Below are 17,590 nucleotides of genomic sequence, written 5' to 3' on the forward strand. Positions count from 1 at the left end.
TGGCAATGCCAGGCAATTATTAAGTACGCCCGCCGGGATTCGAACCCGAAACCTTTGGCTCCGGAGGCCAACGCTCTATCCAGTTGAGCTACGGGCGCATGAATTATTGACAATGTTTAATGGCGGATTCTACCGTATTTTTCAACAACATCGCGATTGTCATAGGACCGACTCCTCCCGGAACAGGAGTTATCGCACTGGCTTTGGACTTTACAGCTTCGAAATCTACATCTCCGACCAAGCGGAAACCGCGCTGACGCGTGGCGTCTTCCACCCGATTGGTGCCGACATCAATAACCACTGCGCCCTCTTTGACCATGTCTGCAGTGATGGTGCCGGGTACTGCCAACAGCTGATATCAGGATATCAGCCAGGGATGTAAAAGGTTGCAAGTTTCCGGACCCGGTATGACATACGGTAACCGTCGAATTTGCCCATTCTTTCTTTTGCATCATCATGATTGCAAGGGGTTTGCCCACAATATTGCTGCGCCCTACAATCACCATATGTTTACCGGCTGGATCAATGTCATACTCTTTCAATAAATATTGTATACCGGCAGGTGTGCAGGGTAGAAATGCATCTTCACCTGAAACCAGTTTACCACGGTTGACAGGATGAAACCCGTCCACATCCTTTTCAGGAGCAATAAATTCTATAACTTTATTCTCTGACATTTGTTCCGGCAACGGCAATTGAACCAAAATTCCGTGTACCGTTTTATCCTTGTTGAGTTCATCCAGTGTTTCGAGTAATGTGTCCTCAGAAGTATCCGATGGCATGAGGATGGTCTCCGAGGCTATACCAACTTGATCACAGGCCTTTTCTTTATGGCCCACATATACTTTTGAAGCTGAATCATCACCCACCAGGATCACGACGAGTTTGGGATGACAATTATTTTTCTTCAGATCCTTGACTTTATCACTCAATTCGTACTGGATTTTCAGAGCTGTGGCTTTTCCATCAATGATTATACTCATGATCCTTTTGGGTGTTTTATACGTTCAATTGCTTTTGCTGTTCCATTTTTGTCAATTTTTATATGAACACCATTTATACGCAGTTTGTTCTGCGCCAGAACAAATCGTCCGGGGATGCCTTTGATAAAACGTTCAATTGCGGTATTGATTTCCATGCCAATAACAGACTCTGTCGCTCCGGTCATGCCGGCATCAGTGATAAACGCGCATCCTTTCGGTAAAATCTGTTCATCGGCTGTCTGGACATGCGTATGCGTTCCGATGACAGCGCTGACTTTACCATCCAGATAATAAGCCAGTGCTATTTTTTCTGCCGAGGCTTCAGCGTGAAAATCGACAATAATAATATCCGTTTCTTTACGAAGCTTTTGCACTTCTTCAAGGCTGCGTTTAAACGGGCAGTCGATTGGATACATAAAGGTTCTGCCCTGCAAATTCAGGACACCGATCTTCCCGGCGTTCGAGTTAAAAATCATAGAACCCATCCCGGGTGTCTCTGCCGGATAATTGGCAGGACGTAATATTGTGTCCGTATCGTCCATATAGTCTCGAAAATCGCGCTTATTCCAGATATGATTGCCGCTGGTGATCACATGAACACCGCGATTATGCATGCGACGAGCCAGGGGTTCAGTTAATCCTTTACCATTAGCGACATTTTCACCATTTGCAATGATGATATCCGGTAGATAAGAATTTACAAGATGATCCGCATAGGCCTCAAAAACCTTCATGCCGGGTTTCCCGACGATATCTGCTATAAAAAGAACATTATAAAAATCTTTATCCACAGAAACACCAGATCACTTTGCATATTCTATTGCACGATACTCTCGAATCACGGTGACTTTGATTTGTCCGGGATATTCCATTTCGGATTGAATCTTATCGGCAATGTCCGTACTCAATTGTCCACACTCGGCATCATCCATCTTTTCGTGTTCTACAATAACGCGTATTTCTCGGCCAGCCTGGATCGCATAAGCATTACCGACACCACTAAAAGATTTCGCAAGCGTTTCCAGAGATTCGAGACGTTTAATATAGGTTTCCAGTGTTTCTCGTCTTGCGCCCGGACGAGAACCGCTGACGGCATCTGCTGCTTTGACCAAAACAGAAATCGGGTGTGTAGCCTCTACATCTTCATGATGCGCAAGGATTGAATTTACAACAATTTCATTTTCACCATATTTTTTGGCAATTTCACCACCGATTTCAGAGTGTGTGCCCTCAGTATAACGGTCAATAGCTTTACCGATATCATGTAAAAGTCCGGCACGTTTTGCCAGTCCTCCGTCAAGTCCAAGTTGAGAAGCCATAAGTCCGGAAAGGTAAGAAACTTCGATGGCATGCTGATAAACATTCTGTCCGTAACTGGTCCGATATTTTAACTTGCCGAGATATTTTTTAAGCTCAATATGTACATCAGAAACGCCGGTTTCAAACAAAGCTTTTTCGCCCAAATCGACGAGATTTTCTTCCATCTCCTCAGTGGTACGATTCACGACCTCTTCGATACGGGACGGGTGAATTCTGCCGTCAGACACCAGTTTTTCGAGAGCTATCTTTGCGACTTCACGTCGGAATGGGTCGAATCCTGATAGAACAACCGCTTCAGGTGTATCATCAACAATCACTTCAACACCGGTGGCGGTTTCAAAGGAGCGGATATTCCGTCCCTCCCGGCCAATAATCCGGCCCTTCATTTCATCATTGGGAAGATTCACCACAGAAACGGTGGTTTCTGTGGAATGGTCGGCAGCGGTACGCTGAATAGCCTGTATGATAATTTCCCGTGCTTCCCGATTGGCGGTTTGCCGGGCCAGATCTTTAATTGATTTAATTTCCCTTGCGGTTTCCTGCTTGGCCTTTTCAAGCAGATTATTCATCTGAATACGTTTGGCTTCCTCATTTGAAATCCCACTGATCTGTTCCAGCTGTTCATTCTGACGTTCAATCAAATGCTCAAGTTCTTTTTGCAGTTTATCAACACGACCTTCTTTGCTGTTGAGCTTTTGATCGCGTCGCTGCAAATCTTCTTCTTTCTTTTTCAGAACATCCAGCTGTTTTTCAAGATTACGCTCTTTTGAAATAACTTTATTCTCAACACGCTGAAGCTCATCACGCCGCTGTTTATTTTCATTTTCAAATTTTTGCTTGAGCTGAAATATCTCATCTTTGGCTTCTAATATTTTTTCACGCTTGGTATGACGGGCTTCTTTTTCTGCTTCATCAAGAACCTGTCGAGCTTGCTTTTCAGCATTCGCCAGCTTGTTATGTCCGACGTGTTTTGCTATAAACCATCCCAGAAAGAGACCGATCAGGGAAGCAGCAAATATTATAACTATATATAATAAATCCATTTATGCTCCACTTGTATTAAAAAACCCAGAGTGTCTACTTGTTGACATCCTTTCTATCGCAATCTATCCAATCTTGTCAACCGGATCAATCTGGGTCATTTGAACTGAACACAAGATATTATAATTCAACTCTCATATTCATCTGATATTTTATCGATACCAAGCTTTAACTTTTTATTCATTCTTTTTAGTCGAGTCTCAAATTCTTTGTCTATAACTGAACGTTTTTGACTTTGTCCCAGATGGAATAATTCATCTGCAATATTCAATGCGGCCAGGATAGCAATTTGATGTATGGTCCGGTTCGGACTTGCTTTCTGTATTTCACGCATCTTGTTATCAACATATTTTGCAATCTGTTCGACTCGATTCGGATCAGATTCTGAAACGAGAGCGTATTCCGTTCCATAAATAGTTACTTTGAGACTTTTTTTATTATCGTTCATTAAAGCTTGACATCAATAAATGGTCAGACCGTGATTGACAAGATAGGCTTATTATCAATTACGAAGAATCGACATGATCGATTCTATCAATCATCTCTTTAATTTTATCACGTAACAGTTCCTGCTTGTTCTGACTATCTGGATCCGACTTTGGACGACTCAGCTCTTGTTTTAAAAGAGCAATTTGTCTGTTTTTGTCGTAAAGACGACGTTCAATCTCTGCTTTTTCTTCTTTTAACTGCTTTATTGTATGTTTTTGTTCCAACAGCTTTTTAATCGCTCTGTCAATTCGACGTTCAAGAACGTCTATCATATCACTTGCGTTCATGAAATCAATCCGTATTAACCCGGTCGAAGTTCAGCACTATGTTCGTTTTTAAGATGCGCCAGAATATTCTTTACAATTTTATCTACTTCATTGTCCTTTAACGTACGTTCTTTGGATGAAAAAGTCAATGAAAAAGCGACGCTTTTCTTGTCTTTATTAATTTGTTCGCCTTTGTAAAAATCGAACAGCTGGACATTGACCAGATGCGGTCCGCCCGACTTCCAGATGTTTTTTTCGATCTCACCGATTGGAATATCAGCATCAATCAATAAGGCAAGATCAAATGGTACTGACGGATATTTGGGTACCTGTGTGTATTGCTTACGCACCTGATGGTTTTGGTACAATATATCAAAATCAAACCAGAATGCGTAAATATCCTGGGAGCGAATTTTGAACGCTGCACATGGTTCTTTATTTATTTTGCCCAAAGAGCCGACATATACGCCATTAATTGAAACCGACACCGCTTCTGAATCCCAAAACGGTTCTTTGGCAATATCAAGGGCATATTCATAAACATCAATGCGCTGTAAAAAGACCTCAACGACTCCTTTAATATCATAAAAATCGAACGGGACTGATTTCTCGCACCATGATTGTTCAATACGGTTTCCAGCCAGAACACCGGCGATTTGATTGCTTTCCGAGTAAGAGCCATTATGCGGTTTCAAGGCTACATGTCCGGCTTCGTAGAGACGTAGATCCTGAATTTGCCGGTTGCGGTTATAGGCCACATTGCTCAGCAATGACAGCAACAGGTTTGGTCTGAACACCGCAAGATCCTCACTAATGGGATTCAGCAAAGCAACCGGATTCGCTTCTGAGGGCAGAAACATTCGGGCATGTTTATCCCGGACCAGACTATAAGAGATAGTTTCATTGAATCCCATTCCGGTTAATGCTTGACGTGCATGCGCTTGAAATTCATCAAACTCATTTTTTTGTTGCTCCTGATTGATTTTCGGAGTCATCACGGGTTCGATGTTGTTGTATCCATAACAACGGGCCACTTCTTCAATCAGGTCCACAGGACGATCCAGATCGAACCGAAACGTCGGGATGGTTACATTTAAGGCGTTGTTCCCATCCGGTTCGCATTTTAAATCAATGGTTTTCAAGATGTCGGAAATTTGTCTTTGAGACAGGTTTGTGCCCAGCCAGGAATTCACGCGCTTGACCGGACAAGTCAATGTTTCAGGTTCAACCGTCTGGGCAACCTCATCTATAAAAGTTGAACTCACTTTTGCGTCCGCCAATTCTGCGAACAGGTTTGCTGCGCGTTGCATGGCATAGTTGGTGCCATTCGGATCAACACCGCGTTCAAAACGCCTTGAAGATTCTGTCAGCAAATCATATTTACCGGATGTTCGTCGAATACCCTGTGGTTCAAAAAAAGCGCTTTCGAGAAATACAGTATGGGTTTCAGGGCAGACTTCAGAATTCATTCCGCCCATTATTCCAGCCAGCGCCACCGGACGTTCGGCATCGCATATCATCAAGGCCTGATCATCCAGGGTATGTTCCTGTTCATCCAGTGTGGTAAACTTTTGTCCAGGCTCTGCTTCTTTCACGATAATTTTCCGACCTTCCAGCAGATCATAGTCAAATGCATGCAGAGGCTGCCCCGTCTCCATCATCACATAGTTGGTTATATCCACAACATTATTGATCGAACGTATACCCACATGATGCAGCCGTTCCGCCAGCCAAAAAGGTGATTCTTTAATGATTACATTATGGATATACTGACCTGAATATCGATAGCATCGTTTCGGGGCCTGTATCTCGACGGATATGTTTTCGCGAGTATTTGTGCTGTCATCGGTTCCGGTATCAACTTTCGGAGGCCGCAGCGGGTTTCCGGTAATACCTGCGATTTCCCGGGCAATGCCGATTACACTCAGACAGTCAGGACGATTGGGCGTAATGGAAATATCAAACACGGTATCTTTGGGGCCTAGAAAATCGTTCAGATTGATACCGATTTGAGTATTATCCGGCAGTTCCATCAATCCGGCGCTGCGTTCGGACAATCCCAATTCGGATTCAGAGCAGAGCATACCTTTACTTTGCACTCCGCGTATCTTGCGCGCATCAATTGAATATCCCTGTATCTCTGCACCAACCTGTGCAAACGGATATATTTTTTCAGGCCGGACATTGGGAGCGCCGCATACCACGGTGAAGGTTTGCTTTCCATCTGTTACCTGACACACGCTCAATTTGTCAGCATCAGGATGCGATTCAACAGATTCAACCTTGCCTGTGATTACGTTTGTAAATGGTCTTTGAGCAGGAATAATCTCTTCAACTTCAAGTCCCAACATGGTAAGCCTTTCAGCAAGTTCCTGCGGGGACCAGTCAAAATCGACGTATTGTTTTAGCCAGTTCTGGGTAACTTTCACGGTAGTCTTTTTAAAATTGTGTTAGAAATCGTTTATCGTTTTCAAAAAATATACGGATATCAGGAATGCCATACAATAGCAATGCAATTCGTTCAACACCCATTCCAAATGCATATCCGGAATACACGTCCGGATCATAATCAACAAACCGGAAAACATTTGGATCCACCATACCGGCGCCGGAAATTTCGAGCCAGCCGGTTTGCTTACAAAACCTGCAGCCCTTGCCATTGCAAAAGATGCATGAAAAATCATATTCCGCACTGGGTTCGGTAAACGGAAAATAGCTTGGACGGAACCGTACTTTGACATTGCTGCCCAGTAATTTATGAGCAAATGCCTGCACCACGCCTCGGAGATCAGCAAAAGAAACGCCCTTGTCCACACACAACCCCTCCACCTGATAAAAAATCGGTGAATGCGTGGCGTCCGGTGTGTCTTTTCGAAAGCAGCGTCCGGGGGCAATCATACGAATCGGCGGTTTCTGTTCCTCCATCGTATGGATCTGCACAGGGGATGTATGTGTTCTTAATAAAACCTCGTTCCCCAGATAAAACGTATCATGCATATCCCGGGACGGATGATAGGGGGGAATGTTGAGAGCTTCAAAATTATAATAATCGGTCTCTATTTCATTGCCCACTTCAACCCGAAATCCAATCGATTTAAAGATTGATTTGATCTCGGACAAGACCAGCATCAGCGGATGTTCGGTACCCACCGGAGGTTTGCGGCCCGGAAGGGTCGGATCAAAATCCTGAATAGAAACAGACTGAGTTTCAAGAGATTGTTTCTTGTCATCAAACAGAGATTCGAGTTCACCACGCAGCTTGTTCAGTTCCGCACCGACTTGCGGGCGTTCATCAGCATCAACTTTGCCTATGTTGCCAAAGAGCGCCTGTACTCTGCCTTTTCTGGAAAGGTATTGTATCCGAACTTGCTCAAGTTCGTCGGGATTTTGAACCTGAGCAAGTTCAGAATTAAACATTTCTCGAATTGATTTTATATCATCAAGTAGTTGATCAAAGAGTTCTGACATTCGATTTACGCTTTTACTGTTTTGACAATTTGTTCAAAAGCTTTCAGATCATGAACCGCCAGATCCGCAAGCATTTTCCGATTGATTTGAACATCTTTTATCTTCAAGGCATTCATGAGTGTGGAATAAGTCATATCAAACATACGCGAGGCAGCATTGATCCTCATAATCCACAATTTGCGCATTTCACGTTTTCTGACCTTACGGTCACGATAAGAGTATTGCAGGCCTTTTTCAACCTGTTCTTTGGCGCTTTTGAACAGTCTATGCTTTCCGCCATAATATCCACGCGCTTCTTTCAGATATTTATTCCTTCGCCGGCGTGTGGGGGCTGACGAATGTGATCTTGGCATAACTCCTCCATTTGCTAAGTGTTTACTGGCACAAGACGACCATTAAATCATATGTTTAATGCGTTTGGCGTCCGCCTCGTGGACCAGGCCGGTTTTTCTCAAGTTTCTTTTGCGTTTTTGTGATTTTTTCGTCAAAATATGACTTGCATAAGCCTTATTTCGCCGTATTTTTCCACTGCCGGTCAGTCGAAAGCGTTTGGCAGCTGCCCGGCTTGATTTCATTTTTGGCATATCACGACCTCTTTATTTTTTAACCAGGAACAGGGTCAACTGCGCCCCTTCCAGTTTTGTATCTTTTTCAATTTTGGCAATATCAGAAAGTTCTTCTTTCATCCGATCCAACAGTTGCGCGCCGTACTCGCGGTGTGCGTTTTCACGACCTCTGAACATCACAGTTCCTTTGACCCGATTCCCGCTTTCGAGAAATTTTCGGGCGTGACGCATTTTGAATTGAAAGTCGTGTTCTTCTATCTTGGGTCTCAGCCGAATTTCCTTGGTAACGATCGTATGCTGTTTCTTTTTCTGTTCTTTTTCCTTCTTAGCAAGTTCATACTGGTATTTGCCATAGTCCATAATCTTGCAGACGGGCGGCTTGGCATTCGGAGAAATCTCCACCAAGTCCAATCCGACCTGATTTGCTTCTTCCATTGCTTTTTCCGGACTCACAATTCCTACCTGATTCCCATCGGCTCCGATCAATCGAATAGATGGGGCGTTGATGTGTTCATTAATACGAACTTTTTGCTTTTTAATATTCAACTCCTCCTCTTAATTTTGCTTTTCATTTACTTTTTCCCGGATCATATCGATAAAAGTATCCAAAGCCATTGTACCCTGATCTCCGTCATGGTGTTTGCGAACAGAGACCGTTTCGTCTTTGATTTCTTTATCGCCTACAATCAGCATATAAGGGATTTTTGTCGTTTCTCCTTCCCTTATTTTGTAACCAACCTTCTCGTTACGATCATCCAGCCTGACGCGAATACCTTGCTTTTTTAGCTGTTTATATACTTTTTCTGCGTACTCGTGTTGTTTATCTGTAATCGGAATTACGTTTACCTGAACAGGTGCCAGCCATAAAGGAAATGCACCCGCATAATGTTCAATGAGAACTCCGAAAAATCGTTCCAAACTTCCTAAAAGCGCGCGATGAATCATAATCGGGCGCTGTTTTTCACCGTCATCGCCGATAAAAGAAATATCAAACCGCTCCGGCTCATTAAAGTCAACCTGAATCGTGGAACATTGCCAGGACCGGCCGATTGAATCCCGGATCTTTATATCAATCTTGGGCCCGTAAAACACACCTTCTCCGGGATCGACTTGATAGTCCACACCTGCTTTTTCCAGTCCCTCTTTGAGCGCCTGTGTCGCCTTGTCCCAATTGTCCTCTGTTCCTACAAATTGCTCCGGTTTAGTAGAAAGATACACATCCAGATCATTAAAACCAAATGCTTTAAGCATATCAGTTGAAAATTTAAGTATCTTGAAAACCTCTTCATTTAACTGGTCAGGACGGCAGATAATGTGTGCGTCATCCTGTGTAAATCCGCGTACCCGGAGCAAACCGTGCAGAACGCCGGATCGTTCATAGCGGTATACTGTTCCCAGTTCCGCCCAGCGGATCGGCAGATCACGATAACTCCGCATCTGGCTTTTATAAATCAGCAAATGAAACGGACAATTCATGGGCTTGACCAAATAATCCTGTTCATCGACCTGCATGGGAGAATACATATTTTCGCTGAAAAAGTCCAAATGTCCGCTGGTGCTCCACAAATCTGCACGCGCAATGTGCGGAGAGATAACAAATTCGTATTCGGCCTGCAGATGTCTCTGGCGCCAAAATTCTTCAATCTTATATCGTATAAACGCACCGTTGGGATGCCACAAAACGAGACCGGGTCCGATTTGGTCGTTAATGCTGAACAGGTCAAGTTCTTTTCCAAGCTTACGGTGGTCCCGGCGCCTGGCTTCTTCAAGACGGTTCAGATAATCCTCAAGCATTGACTTTTTCGGAAAGGATACGCCGTAAACCCGCTGCAGCATGGGATTTTTTTCATCACCCAGCCAGTAGGCGCCTGCGACGCTGAGCAATTTAAAGTAACGTATATATCCTGAAGACGGAACATGCGGGCCGCGGCACAAATCAACAAAACTTCCCTCCTGATAAACGCTGGGAGATTCGCCCAAACGCTCGATTTGTTCAACTTTGTAGGTTTCGTTCAACTCTTTAAACAGATCAAGAGCTTCATCACGACTCATGTTTTTTCGTTCAAAGGGCTCATCGCACTTTACGATCTCTTGCATTTTATCAGAAATTTTTTCAAGATCATCCGGAGTCAGGTTTTTATCAAGGTCGACGTCGTAATAGAATCCGTTTTCCACAGGAGGACCAAATGCAAATTGGGCTTCCGGGTATATTTCTTTAATTGCATGGGCCATCACATGAGCCGAGCTGTGCCAGAAAATATCTTGTCCCTCAGCCGTATTGAAGGTGAGAAAAACAATTTTACCGTCTTCCTGAATCGTATGATCCAGATCAATGGCCTTGTCGTTCAATTTTGCCGCGAGCGCTTCCTTTTTTAATCGTCCCCCGATTTCAAGCAAAATATCCCGGGCAGTGGTTCCCATATTATATGATTTTGTCTTTCCGTCTGGAAAAGTAATATTCGGCAATCGAAACCTCCAATTCATAAATGGCTATAAAAAGAAAACCGCCTGTTTATTACATAAAAGGCGGCTCATTTTAACCCTGAAAATGTGGGCGGTACTGGATTTGAACCAGTGACCTCTTGCATGTCAAGCAAGCACTCTAACCAACTGAGCTAACCGCCCTGTTCCTTTATAAAAAAAAGCGCACCATCAGGTTACGCTGTCTTTACTGTGCCGAGGGCCGGAATCGAACCGGCACGGACTTGAAAAGCCCGAGGGATTTTAAGTCCCTTGCGTCTACCAATTTCGCCACCCCGGCCAAGCTCAGCTTGTGGAGGCGGCGATCGGAGTCGAACCGATGAATAGAGGTTTTGCAGACCTCCGCCTTAGCCACTTGGCTACGCCGCCCTATATTCAGTGATTGAGCGGGAGACGAGATTCGAACTCGCGACCCCAACCTTGGCAAGGTTGTGTTCTACCACTGAACTACTCCCGCTTAAAGTTTTATAATATAGTACTTTTGTCATTATCATGCAAGATATTTTCTCCATAAATCATAAAAAAATGGTCTTTTTCTACCGGCTTTTTTGAATTCGGGCTGTTTTATTTAATATGGTTCCCGACTCGACAGTTCCTGTTTCAACTTTAAATAACTTTCGTAGCGATTCTGATCCAGAGTTCCGTTTTCCACGGATTGTTTGACCGCACAATCCGGTTCTTGCCGATGCCTGCAGTTTCTGAAGCGGCAATGCCGGGCCAGGTCCCGAATATCCTGGAACGCCCGCTCCAGACCGTCCTCGCTATCATACAAGTGTATGGCCCGCATACCCGGATTGTCAATGACGATCCTGCCATCCTGCAAAATAAATAACTGTCGATGCGTGGTGGTGTGCATCCCGCGTCCGGTATCCGCTTGCGGGTCAGCGACTTGCATTTTATTCTCTCCGAACAAAGCATTCAGGAGCGTCGACTTGCCCACGCCGGAAGAGCCGATAAAGGCCAGAGTCGATCCTTGCGCGCCATATTGGTTCAAGGCATCAAGTCCCTCCTGCTCACGCGCCCGGGTGACGTGTACAGGGATAGTTGGGGCGATGCTGCGAACGCGTTCCACCTGAGTTTGAATATCCTCACAAAGATCCGACTTGTTGAGAACGATGACCGGATCTGCGCCACTCTCACCAATAATTGTCAGATAGCGTTCGATGCGCCTGAGATTCACAGCGTGTATCGAGGCCGATCACCAAAAATATAATATCCACATTGGCAATTATAACCTGTATCGATGAACGCTGACGTCCCTTTCGCGTCGCTGTATCGCGTTTGAGTTCGGTCTTTCTGGGTAAAACAGATTCAATTCTTGCGTGTGCGTCTGTTTTTTTATAGACCACCCAATCTCCGATCACCGGAAGTTGTGACGGGTCTGCTGCTTTGTGGTACAAACGACCGGATATGACCGCCGGAATTTCGCCCTCGATCCCCAAGATTCTGTATTTATTCTTTTGCTGCAGACAAATACGCCCCACATGGCGGTTTTTTGCCAGGTCAGGCGCGTGTTTGCCGATAAATTCATCCCATCCTGCACGTTCAAGGCTTGTCATTGGTCTTCACCGGGATGAAAAGTACATCTAAACAAGGCATGTCCACTCTGCATGTATTTTTGTTCAAACAAGGTAAGGGGAGTTTCCGGTTCGAATTGAGTCCAAACCGCCTTTTTGCCGGTGATATAGTGAACAGCGATTGAAAACTCTTGGACGTAAACCGACCAATTGCTGCGAAGTTCTATTTCGTTTCCAAGGTGCATCAGACAGCCGAACGCCGGGTGACCGTGGATTCTACGCCGCAAATGCTGTTTTTTAGGCCATGGATTGGGGTATAAAATATAATGTTTTTTGATTGTCCACTCATTCTGTACAGCCAAACGCCAGAAATCGAAATATTCAGCCTGAATGAATCTTGTATTACCGCTGTCCGGATGTTTCCGCGCCTTTTTAATCCGGGTTAAAGATTTATCTATGCCAATAATCAATGCATCCGGGTGCAGTCTAGACAAAACCCGTACGCTTTCCCCTGTACCGCATCCGGAATCCAGTATAACATCGCCGTCAAAGTTACTGATTTTGGAATTGATCCACTCAAAGGCGTTTCGGGTATGATCCGGAACCGGTTTACGGTAAGTAGTTTGGCGCGTCCGGTCCAAAGTATCATACAGCTTTTCATGACGAAATTGCTGATTTGATTGTATTCTACGGCTATTCCGGTTCATTTTCCATTGAGATTTTGATAAATATAGTACAATCCCTTTAATGTCAGGTGGGATTCCAGTTTATAATTTACATCCAGCTCATTCACTACCACAGGCGCCAGTCCGCCTGTTGCAATTTTGGTTGTTGTTTCTCCCAGCTCTTTGTCAATTCTTCGCGTTATGCCGTTAATCATCTCTACCGTTCCCCACATCAGACCGGACTGCATACTTTTAACGGTCGTATTGCCGACAACCGTATCGGGGAATTCCAGGGAGATGCTCGGAAGCCGGGCGGCTCGCTGATGCAAAAGCTGCGAAGACATCTCGATACCGGGCGCAATAACACCGCCGCGGTAATGTCCCTGACGCGAAATCACATCGAATGACGTGGCGGTGCCGAAATCAACAATGAGCAGAGGCGGGTCATAAAGGGTATACCCGGCAACCGCATTGCATATCCTGTCACTGCCGACATCTTTGGGAGAATTATAGTCTATTTCAATACCCATATCCAGGTCGGATTCCACCAGGGTGTACGGACACGACAAATATTTTCCGCCATTTTTCCAGAATCAAACGTCCGGTTCGGCACCACAGAGGATATGATCACACCAGTGGTCTTTTCCAGTTCGAATCCGCGGGTTCGGCAGATCGCCTGCATCAGCACCCAGGTTTCATCCTCGGTTCGTTCAATGGTACTTGAAAGCCGCCAGTGCAGCACGAGTTTCTTGTTCTCCCATAGTCCGGCTACAACCTGTGTATTGCCGATATCAATCGTCAACAGCATTGGTTTTCCTCATTTTATATTTTGAATTCTCAAAGATGTGATGCTGCTTATCAGGAGTCTCGACAATCGCCTCCCCCTGTTCATTAATGCTCCTGAAAATCCCGCCGCGTTTGCCCGAGCCATCCATTAAATGAATCGGACTGTCAATGTGATCACAATAGGACAACCACTCCTGTATCAGCTCGTGAAACGGTTTCCGCATCTCGAAATAGCTCGAAAACCGGTAAAACTCGGCACAAATCGATTCAAACAATTCATCACGATCGATATATCTGCCGGTTTGTGTTAATATGGAACCGGCTTCCGACAGACCGCTAAAATCATTTTGGTCTTGGGAAACATTTATCCCCACTCCGATTACAACAGTCTTTATGGTATCAGACTGCCAGCTGCTCTCGACCAGAATGCCCGCGATTTTGCGATTATTCATCACAATATCATTCGGCCATTTGACAGCAGCCTTAATATTTAGCTGAGCCAGGGCTCTGATAAGTGCAATAGCCGGGCATATAGATAAATTAGTCGCCGGCTGAAAAGTTATGTGCGGTTTGATAAGCATAGAGAACAACAGACTTTTACCGCGCATTGAAGCCCATTCATGCCCACGGCGTCCTTTTCCCCGGGATTGCTGTTCGGCACAGACCAAGGTGCCGCTCGCCAATGAATTCTGATGTCGTTTCAGATATTCATTGGTCGAATCAGTTGTTTCAAGATGAATAATATTTGTTTTCATCACGTTTGCTGTTTTTTTTCCATAATGCGCCCGTTTCAAGCGGGTGAAACTGATGATGAATAGTTTTCAAACGCTTGCTGTCCAGATGCGTATAGATCTGAGTGGTTGTGATATCAGCATGTCCCAGCATCTCCTGCACCGCCCTCAAATCGGCTCCGTTTTCCACCAGATGTGTGGCAAATGAATGACGAATGGTGTGCGGGCTGGTAAATTTGTCAATATTCGCCTGCTGCGTATACTTTTTAATCAGTTTCCATATACTCTGACGGGATATTTTTTTGCCGAATCGGTTCAAAAAAACAACTTCATGGGCCAGTCCCAAATTGGATTTGACAATACGCGGACCGTTTATATAATCACGCAGCCACGCCAAAGAAGTGTTTGAAATGGGCACAAGCCGCTCTTTTTGACCTTTTCCGTATATCAGAACAAACTCATCCTGCCAAAAAACATGTGGTATTTTAAGATGCACACATTCGGACACCCGCACGCCGGTCGCATAAAGGAATTCGAGTATAGCCCGGTCACGAAGCCCGGTTTCCGTCCCGGTGTCCGGCTGTTCAAGCAGCCGCTCTATCTCGTGAATATTCAAGACTTCTGGAAGTTTCATCCAGGGCTTGGAAACCACCACATCTTCAGTCGGATCGGTATCCGTCAGATTTTCAGCTATTAAAAAATGATGAAACGCGCGTACGGCCGAAAGGTTTCTTGAAATTGTGGATTGGCCGAGATTTAAATCCATCAAGATATTTAAATAATCATTAACATGCTGTAATTGAATAGATTGGGGTGTAATTACAGATTGACGGGTGAGAATGTCAATATAACGGACAAGATCGCGTTGATAGGCGTCAAGGGTATTTGCAGAGACCTGGCGTTCGATCTGCAGATAGTCAAGAAACTGTTTCAGATAATCATATAATTTGCTTTCCATCGCAAAAGCATCTGCCGGTCAGTCTTTATCATCCGGCAAAATATCGTCTACAAGAGACAAGGCTACACCGGACAGCATAATTTCCGGACCCAGCTTTGAAAAATCTCCGGATAAAAGTTCACGATCAACATTGGTATAAAGGCTGCAGCCGGCTTCTTTTTCAACAATTAAACCTGAAAGCTTTCCACCGCTTTCTCCTATAAAAGTGACTTCTCCAAGCATATCACTGACCACATAGCCGGTGCAAAAGTGTAACTGCAAATGAGCGCTGGGTGCATAAACGCTAACCAGATTGCCTTTGCGTGAGCCAATCTGTAAATCCGGGTAAATTTCAACCGAAAGTTTATTTCCCCGCTCTTCATTGTAAAGCTCAAACCTGTAGTTGTTGCTCTTAAACTTGGGTTCGACACCGAGCGTCTTTGAAATTTTTTTAATATCTTTTTCTTTAAATACTGTGTTCATATTACGCACCGATAAACCAACATCGCCATTAAGAGACCAAAAACCCCACAATTGAATGCGGGGTTTTGATTAGGGAGTCAAAAGATGTCAGGCAGAAACCACTTTGGTGGCCTGAAGGCCTTTATCACCTTGAACAAACTCGAATTCAACTTCGGAACCATCTGCCAGAGTTTTAAAGCCGTCCATTTCGATAACTGAAAAATGGACAAACACATCTTCACCTTCATCCTGTTCAATGAAACCGTAACCTTTGGAATCATTAAACCATTTAACTCTCCCTCTCTGCATGGTAAAACCTCCGATTGTGACTATGGAACGCTCAACTGATTTGTAGATATGCTTCCAACATTAAGTTGAGACGATCCTTCCGCTTACTCCCTCTACAAATCAGGCTTGAAATATACTAATAAGTGCTTAATTTGTCAAGCTTTATTTAAACTTTTTGGTTGAGGCCGTTCAACGCTGCTTTTTTAATATCTTTCAAGGCCGCTGAGACATCCTTTGCATTGAAAATTGAGCTGCCGGAAACCAGTACCGTAGCGCCTGCGCGGGTTACCAGGGGTGCAGTTTGGGTATCAATTCCTCCATCCACTTCAATTTCATAAGTATAGCCGTATTTAATTTTAAGTTCGCGCAGCGCTTCCACCTTTTTCAGCATTTCGGGCAGGAATGTCTGACCTCCATATCCGGGCTCTACGGTCATGACAAGCACATTATCTACCTTATGCAGCACATTATGGATCCAATCAACAGGTGTGGCCGGATTCATTGTAACTCCGGCTTTTAGTCCCAGTTCATGTATCCGCTGCAGGGTCTGCCACAGGTGCAAAGCCGCTTCCACATGCACGGTAAGTTGATTGATACCGGCCTTTTGAAACTCTTCAAGAAACCGGTCCGGTGTATGAACCATCAGATGAGCGTCCAGAAAACGTTTGGTGATTTTACGAACCCCCCGGGCAACGATAGGTCCGAACGTGATTTGCGGGACAAAATGTCCGTCCATCACATCGAAATGAATCCAGTCCGCACCGGCCTCTTCAACCGTTTTCACCTGTTCCTTTAATTGAGAGAAATCAGCGCTGAGTATGGACGGAGCTATTTTTACCATGCCTGTTCCTTTCCTGCTGTCGGATTGTCGCTTACTGTGATATCGAGTGTATCGCCTCTGCTGACAATCTGTCCCGATGATATGGATTGATTGATAATGGTTTTATCCGGGAAAACTGTGGTTTCTCGGATATTGACATGACCGGCTACCAACCCCGCTTTTTTTATTTTAAGCAGACCTTCTTCCAGTTTATTCCCGGTCAGAGAAGGCACCATTATGGTCTCGGGCTCACTGCCCAAACTTAAGACCAGATCGACTTTGCTCTTGACCGGAATATCCGAGCCAGGTTCGATGCTTTGTTCAATAATCACATTTTCAGGGTATAAATGATGAAATGTGTATTCAATCTGCCCGATCTCGAGCTGATTCTCCTGTAATGAAAAACGGGCGTCTCGAATGGGTATACCGATCAAATCCGGCATCTGAATGGTACGATATCCTTTGGAAATGACAAGATAAATTCGTCGCTTCTTCTTCACTTCCCGATCCGGTTCCGGATTCTGAAAGACAATAAATCCGGGCGGCACCCTGTCATCGAATTTTTCAATATCCTTAACCGGTTCCAGATTCTTATCCTGCAAGACTTTTTCAGCAGCGCGCTGACTGATGCCGGTTACATGGGGGACGGAAATGGACTGCCAGTGCCGGGTGTAAAGGGGCAGAATCAGGTAAACTATAGCGATATAGGCAATCAGGATGACCAACGCGGCCAGACCGATATCACGTAAAATATGTTTTGTTTTTTCCAT

General features: G+C 44.7%; 21 protein-coding genes, 5 tRNA genes and 1 pseudogene. All 27 read right to left on the reverse strand.

The window, feature by feature from the left end:
• Positions 1-24 precede the first annotated feature (24 nt).
• Positions 25-98, reverse strand: a tRNA-Arg gene (locus tag U5R06_06260).
• Between the two features lie 5 nt (positions 99-103).
• A pseudogene (folD, locus tag U5R06_06265) lies at positions 104-983 on the reverse strand (bifunctional methylenetetrahydrofolate dehydrogenase/methenyltetrahydrofolate cyclohydrolase FolD).
• Positions 980-1,774, reverse strand: coding sequence for a TIGR00282 family metallophosphoesterase (locus U5R06_06270; GenBank protein MDZ7722424.1), 795 nt, complete (start codon positions 1,772-1,774; stop codon positions 980-982). Before U5R06_06270 ends, folD begins: the two are co-directional and overlap by 4 nt.
• A 12-nt stretch (positions 1,775-1,786) precedes the next feature.
• Positions 1,787-3,346, reverse strand: coding sequence for a ribonuclease Y (gene rny / locus U5R06_06275; GenBank protein MDZ7722425.1), 1,560 nt, complete (start codon positions 3,344-3,346; stop codon positions 1,787-1,789).
• A gap of 125 nt (positions 3,347-3,471) precedes the next feature.
• A complete protein-coding gene (locus U5R06_06280) occupies positions 3,472-3,792 on the reverse strand; it encodes a cell division protein ZapA (GenBank protein MDZ7722426.1) in 321 nt (106 codons plus the stop codon).
• A 58-nt stretch (positions 3,793-3,850) separates the two neighbouring features.
• The gene (locus U5R06_06285) at positions 3,851-4,120 is read right to left on the reverse strand and encodes a hypothetical protein (protein ID MDZ7722427.1); all 270 of its coding nucleotides are present in this window, start codon (positions 4,118-4,120) and stop codon (positions 3,851-3,853) included.
• Between the two features lie 14 nt (positions 4,121-4,134).
• Positions 4,135-6,528, reverse strand: a complete 2,394-nt coding sequence (gene pheT / locus U5R06_06290; GenBank protein ID MDZ7722428.1) for a phenylalanine--tRNA ligase subunit beta — start codon at positions 6,526-6,528, stop codon at positions 4,135-4,137.
• 10 nt (positions 6,529-6,538) lie between these two features.
• On the reverse strand, positions 6,539-7,567 hold the full coding sequence (locus tag U5R06_06295; GenBank protein MDZ7722429.1) for a phenylalanine--tRNA ligase subunit alpha: 1,029 nt from the start codon (positions 7,565-7,567) through the stop codon (positions 6,539-6,541).
• A 5-nt stretch (positions 7,568-7,572) separates the two neighbouring features.
• Positions 7,573-7,920, reverse strand: a complete 348-nt coding sequence (gene rplT / locus U5R06_06300; GenBank protein ID MDZ7722430.1) for a 50S ribosomal protein L20 — start codon at positions 7,918-7,920, stop codon at positions 7,573-7,575.
• Positions 7,921-7,962: 42 nt separating this feature from the next.
• Complete coding sequence (gene rpmI / locus U5R06_06305) at positions 7,963-8,151, reverse strand: 50S ribosomal protein L35 (protein MDZ7722431.1); 189 nt, start codon at positions 8,149-8,151, stop codon at positions 7,963-7,965.
• Positions 8,152-8,163: 12 nt separating this feature from the next.
• Positions 8,164-8,679, reverse strand: a complete 516-nt coding sequence (gene infC / locus U5R06_06310; GenBank protein ID MDZ7722432.1) for a translation initiation factor IF-3 — start codon at positions 8,677-8,679, stop codon at positions 8,164-8,166.
• 9 nt (positions 8,680-8,688) lie between these two features.
• A complete protein-coding gene (thrS, locus tag U5R06_06315) occupies positions 8,689-10,599 on the reverse strand; it encodes a threonine--tRNA ligase (GenBank protein ID MDZ7722433.1) in 1,911 nt (636 codons plus the stop codon).
• Between the two features lie 85 nt (positions 10,600-10,684).
• Positions 10,685-10,758 (reverse strand) — tRNA-Val (locus U5R06_06320).
• Positions 10,759-10,807: 49 nt separating this feature from the next.
• A tRNA-Leu gene (locus U5R06_06325) sits at positions 10,808-10,894 on the reverse strand.
• Between the two features lie 13 nt (positions 10,895-10,907).
• A tRNA-Cys gene (locus tag U5R06_06330) sits at positions 10,908-10,983 on the reverse strand.
• Positions 10,984-10,999: 16 nt separating this feature from the next.
• Positions 11,000-11,071 (reverse strand) — tRNA-Gly (locus U5R06_06335).
• Between the two features lie 111 nt (positions 11,072-11,182).
• Positions 11,183-11,794, reverse strand: coding sequence for a ribosome small subunit-dependent GTPase A (rsgA, locus tag U5R06_06340; protein MDZ7722434.1), 612 nt, complete (start codon positions 11,792-11,794; stop codon positions 11,183-11,185).
• Positions 11,751-12,173: a hypothetical protein gene (locus U5R06_06345; protein MDZ7722435.1), complete on the reverse strand. Its 423-nt coding sequence runs from the start codon at positions 12,171-12,173 to the stop codon at positions 11,751-11,753. Before U5R06_06345 ends, rsgA begins: the two co-directional genes overlap by 44 nt.
• Positions 12,170-12,838 carry a methyltransferase domain-containing protein gene (locus U5R06_06350; GenBank protein MDZ7722436.1) on the reverse strand — a complete coding sequence of 223 codons (669 nt, stop codon included), beginning with the start codon at positions 12,836-12,838 and terminating at the stop codon, positions 12,170-12,172. The genes U5R06_06345 and U5R06_06350 overlap by 4 nt, the downstream gene beginning before the upstream one ends.
• Positions 12,835-13,365: a type III pantothenate kinase gene (locus U5R06_06355; protein ID MDZ7722437.1), complete on the reverse strand. Its 531-nt coding sequence runs from the start codon at positions 13,363-13,365 to the stop codon at positions 12,835-12,837. Before U5R06_06355 ends, U5R06_06350 begins: the two co-directional genes overlap by 4 nt.
• Complete coding sequence (locus U5R06_06360) at positions 13,311-13,604, reverse strand: type III pantothenate kinase (GenBank protein ID MDZ7722438.1); 294 nt, start codon at positions 13,602-13,604, stop codon at positions 13,311-13,313. The genes U5R06_06355 and U5R06_06360 overlap by 55 nt, the downstream gene beginning before the upstream one ends.
• Entirely contained in the window at positions 13,588-14,337 is a 750-nt protein-coding gene (locus U5R06_06365) for a biotin--[acetyl-CoA-carboxylase] ligase (protein MDZ7722439.1), read from the reverse strand. Before U5R06_06365 ends, U5R06_06360 begins: the two co-directional genes overlap by 17 nt.
• A complete protein-coding gene (gene xerD, locus U5R06_06370; GenBank protein ID MDZ7722440.1) occupies positions 14,312-15,271 on the reverse strand; it encodes a site-specific tyrosine recombinase XerD in 960 nt (319 codons plus the stop codon). Before xerD ends, U5R06_06365 begins: the two co-directional genes overlap by 26 nt.
• A gap of 18 nt (positions 15,272-15,289) precedes the next feature.
• Entirely contained in the window at positions 15,290-15,733 is a 444-nt protein-coding gene (locus U5R06_06375) for a hypothetical protein (GenBank protein ID MDZ7722441.1), read from the reverse strand.
• An 87-nt stretch (positions 15,734-15,820) separates the two neighbouring features.
• A complete protein-coding gene (locus U5R06_06380; GenBank protein ID MDZ7722442.1) occupies positions 15,821-16,021 on the reverse strand; it encodes a cold-shock protein in 201 nt (66 codons plus the stop codon).
• Positions 16,022-16,166: 145 nt separating this feature from the next.
• Positions 16,167-16,841, reverse strand: a complete 675-nt coding sequence (gene rpe / locus U5R06_06385) for a ribulose-phosphate 3-epimerase (GenBank protein MDZ7722443.1) — start codon at positions 16,839-16,841, stop codon at positions 16,167-16,169.
• Entirely contained in the window at positions 16,835-17,590 is a 756-nt protein-coding gene (locus tag U5R06_06390; GenBank protein MDZ7722444.1) for a PASTA domain-containing protein, read from the reverse strand. Before U5R06_06390 ends, rpe begins: the two co-directional genes overlap by 7 nt.

Source organism: candidate division KSB1 bacterium (genome assembly GCA_034521575.1).
Lineage (GTDB): Bacteria > Zhuqueibacterota > Zhuqueibacteria > Residuimicrobiales > Krinioviventaceae > JAXHMJ01.

Excerpts from the sequence above, each read along its gene's own strand:
- U5R06_06390 (MDZ7722444.1), bottom strand. The coding sequence starts at position 17,590 with ATGGAAAAAACAAAACATATTTTACGTGATATCGGTCTGGCCGCGTTG.
- U5R06_06280 (MDZ7722426.1), bottom strand. The coding sequence starts at position 3,792 with ATGAACGATAATAAAAAAAGTCTCAAAGTAACTATTTATGGAACGGAA.
- rpmI (MDZ7722431.1), bottom strand. The coding sequence starts at position 8,151 with ATGCCAAAAATGAAATCAAGCCGGGCAGCTGCCAAACGCTTTCGACTG.
- xerD (MDZ7722440.1), bottom strand. The coding sequence starts at position 15,271 with ATGGAAAGCAAATTATATGATTATCTGAAACAGTTTCTTGACTATCTG.
- U5R06_06365 (MDZ7722439.1), bottom strand. The coding sequence starts at position 14,337 with ATGAAAACAAATATTATTCATCTTGAAACAACTGATTCGACCAATGAA.
- U5R06_06375 (MDZ7722441.1), bottom strand. The coding sequence starts at position 15,733 with ATGAACACAGTATTTAAAGAAAAAGATATTAAAAAAATTTCAAAGACG.
- rpe (MDZ7722443.1), bottom strand. The coding sequence starts at position 16,841 with ATGGTAAAAATAGCTCCGTCCATACTCAGCGCTGATTTCTCTCAATTA.
- U5R06_06345 (MDZ7722435.1), bottom strand. The coding sequence starts at position 12,173 with ATGACAAGCCTTGAACGTGCAGGATGGGATGAATTTATCGGCAAACAC.
- U5R06_06360 (MDZ7722438.1), bottom strand. The coding sequence starts at position 13,604 with ATGCTGTTGACGATTGATATCGGCAATACACAGGTTGTAGCCGGACTA.
- U5R06_06380 (MDZ7722442.1), bottom strand. The coding sequence starts at position 16,021 with ATGCAGAGAGGGAGAGTTAAATGGTTTAATGATTCCAAAGGTTACGGT.
- U5R06_06350 (MDZ7722436.1), bottom strand. The coding sequence starts at position 12,838 with ATGAACCGGAATAGCCGTAGAATACAATCAAATCAGCAATTTCGTCAT.
- rny (MDZ7722425.1), bottom strand. The coding sequence starts at position 3,346 with ATGGATTTATTATATATAGTTATAATATTTGCTGCTTCCCTGATCGGT.
- rplT (MDZ7722430.1), bottom strand. The coding sequence starts at position 7,920 with ATGCCAAGATCACATTCGTCAGCCCCCACACGCCGGCGAAGGAATAAA.
- U5R06_06295 (MDZ7722429.1), bottom strand. The coding sequence starts at position 7,567 with ATGTCAGAACTCTTTGATCAACTACTTGATGATATAAAATCAATTCGA.
- U5R06_06285 (MDZ7722427.1), bottom strand. The coding sequence starts at position 4,120 with ATGAACGCAAGTGATATGATAGACGTTCTTGAACGTCGAATTGACAGA.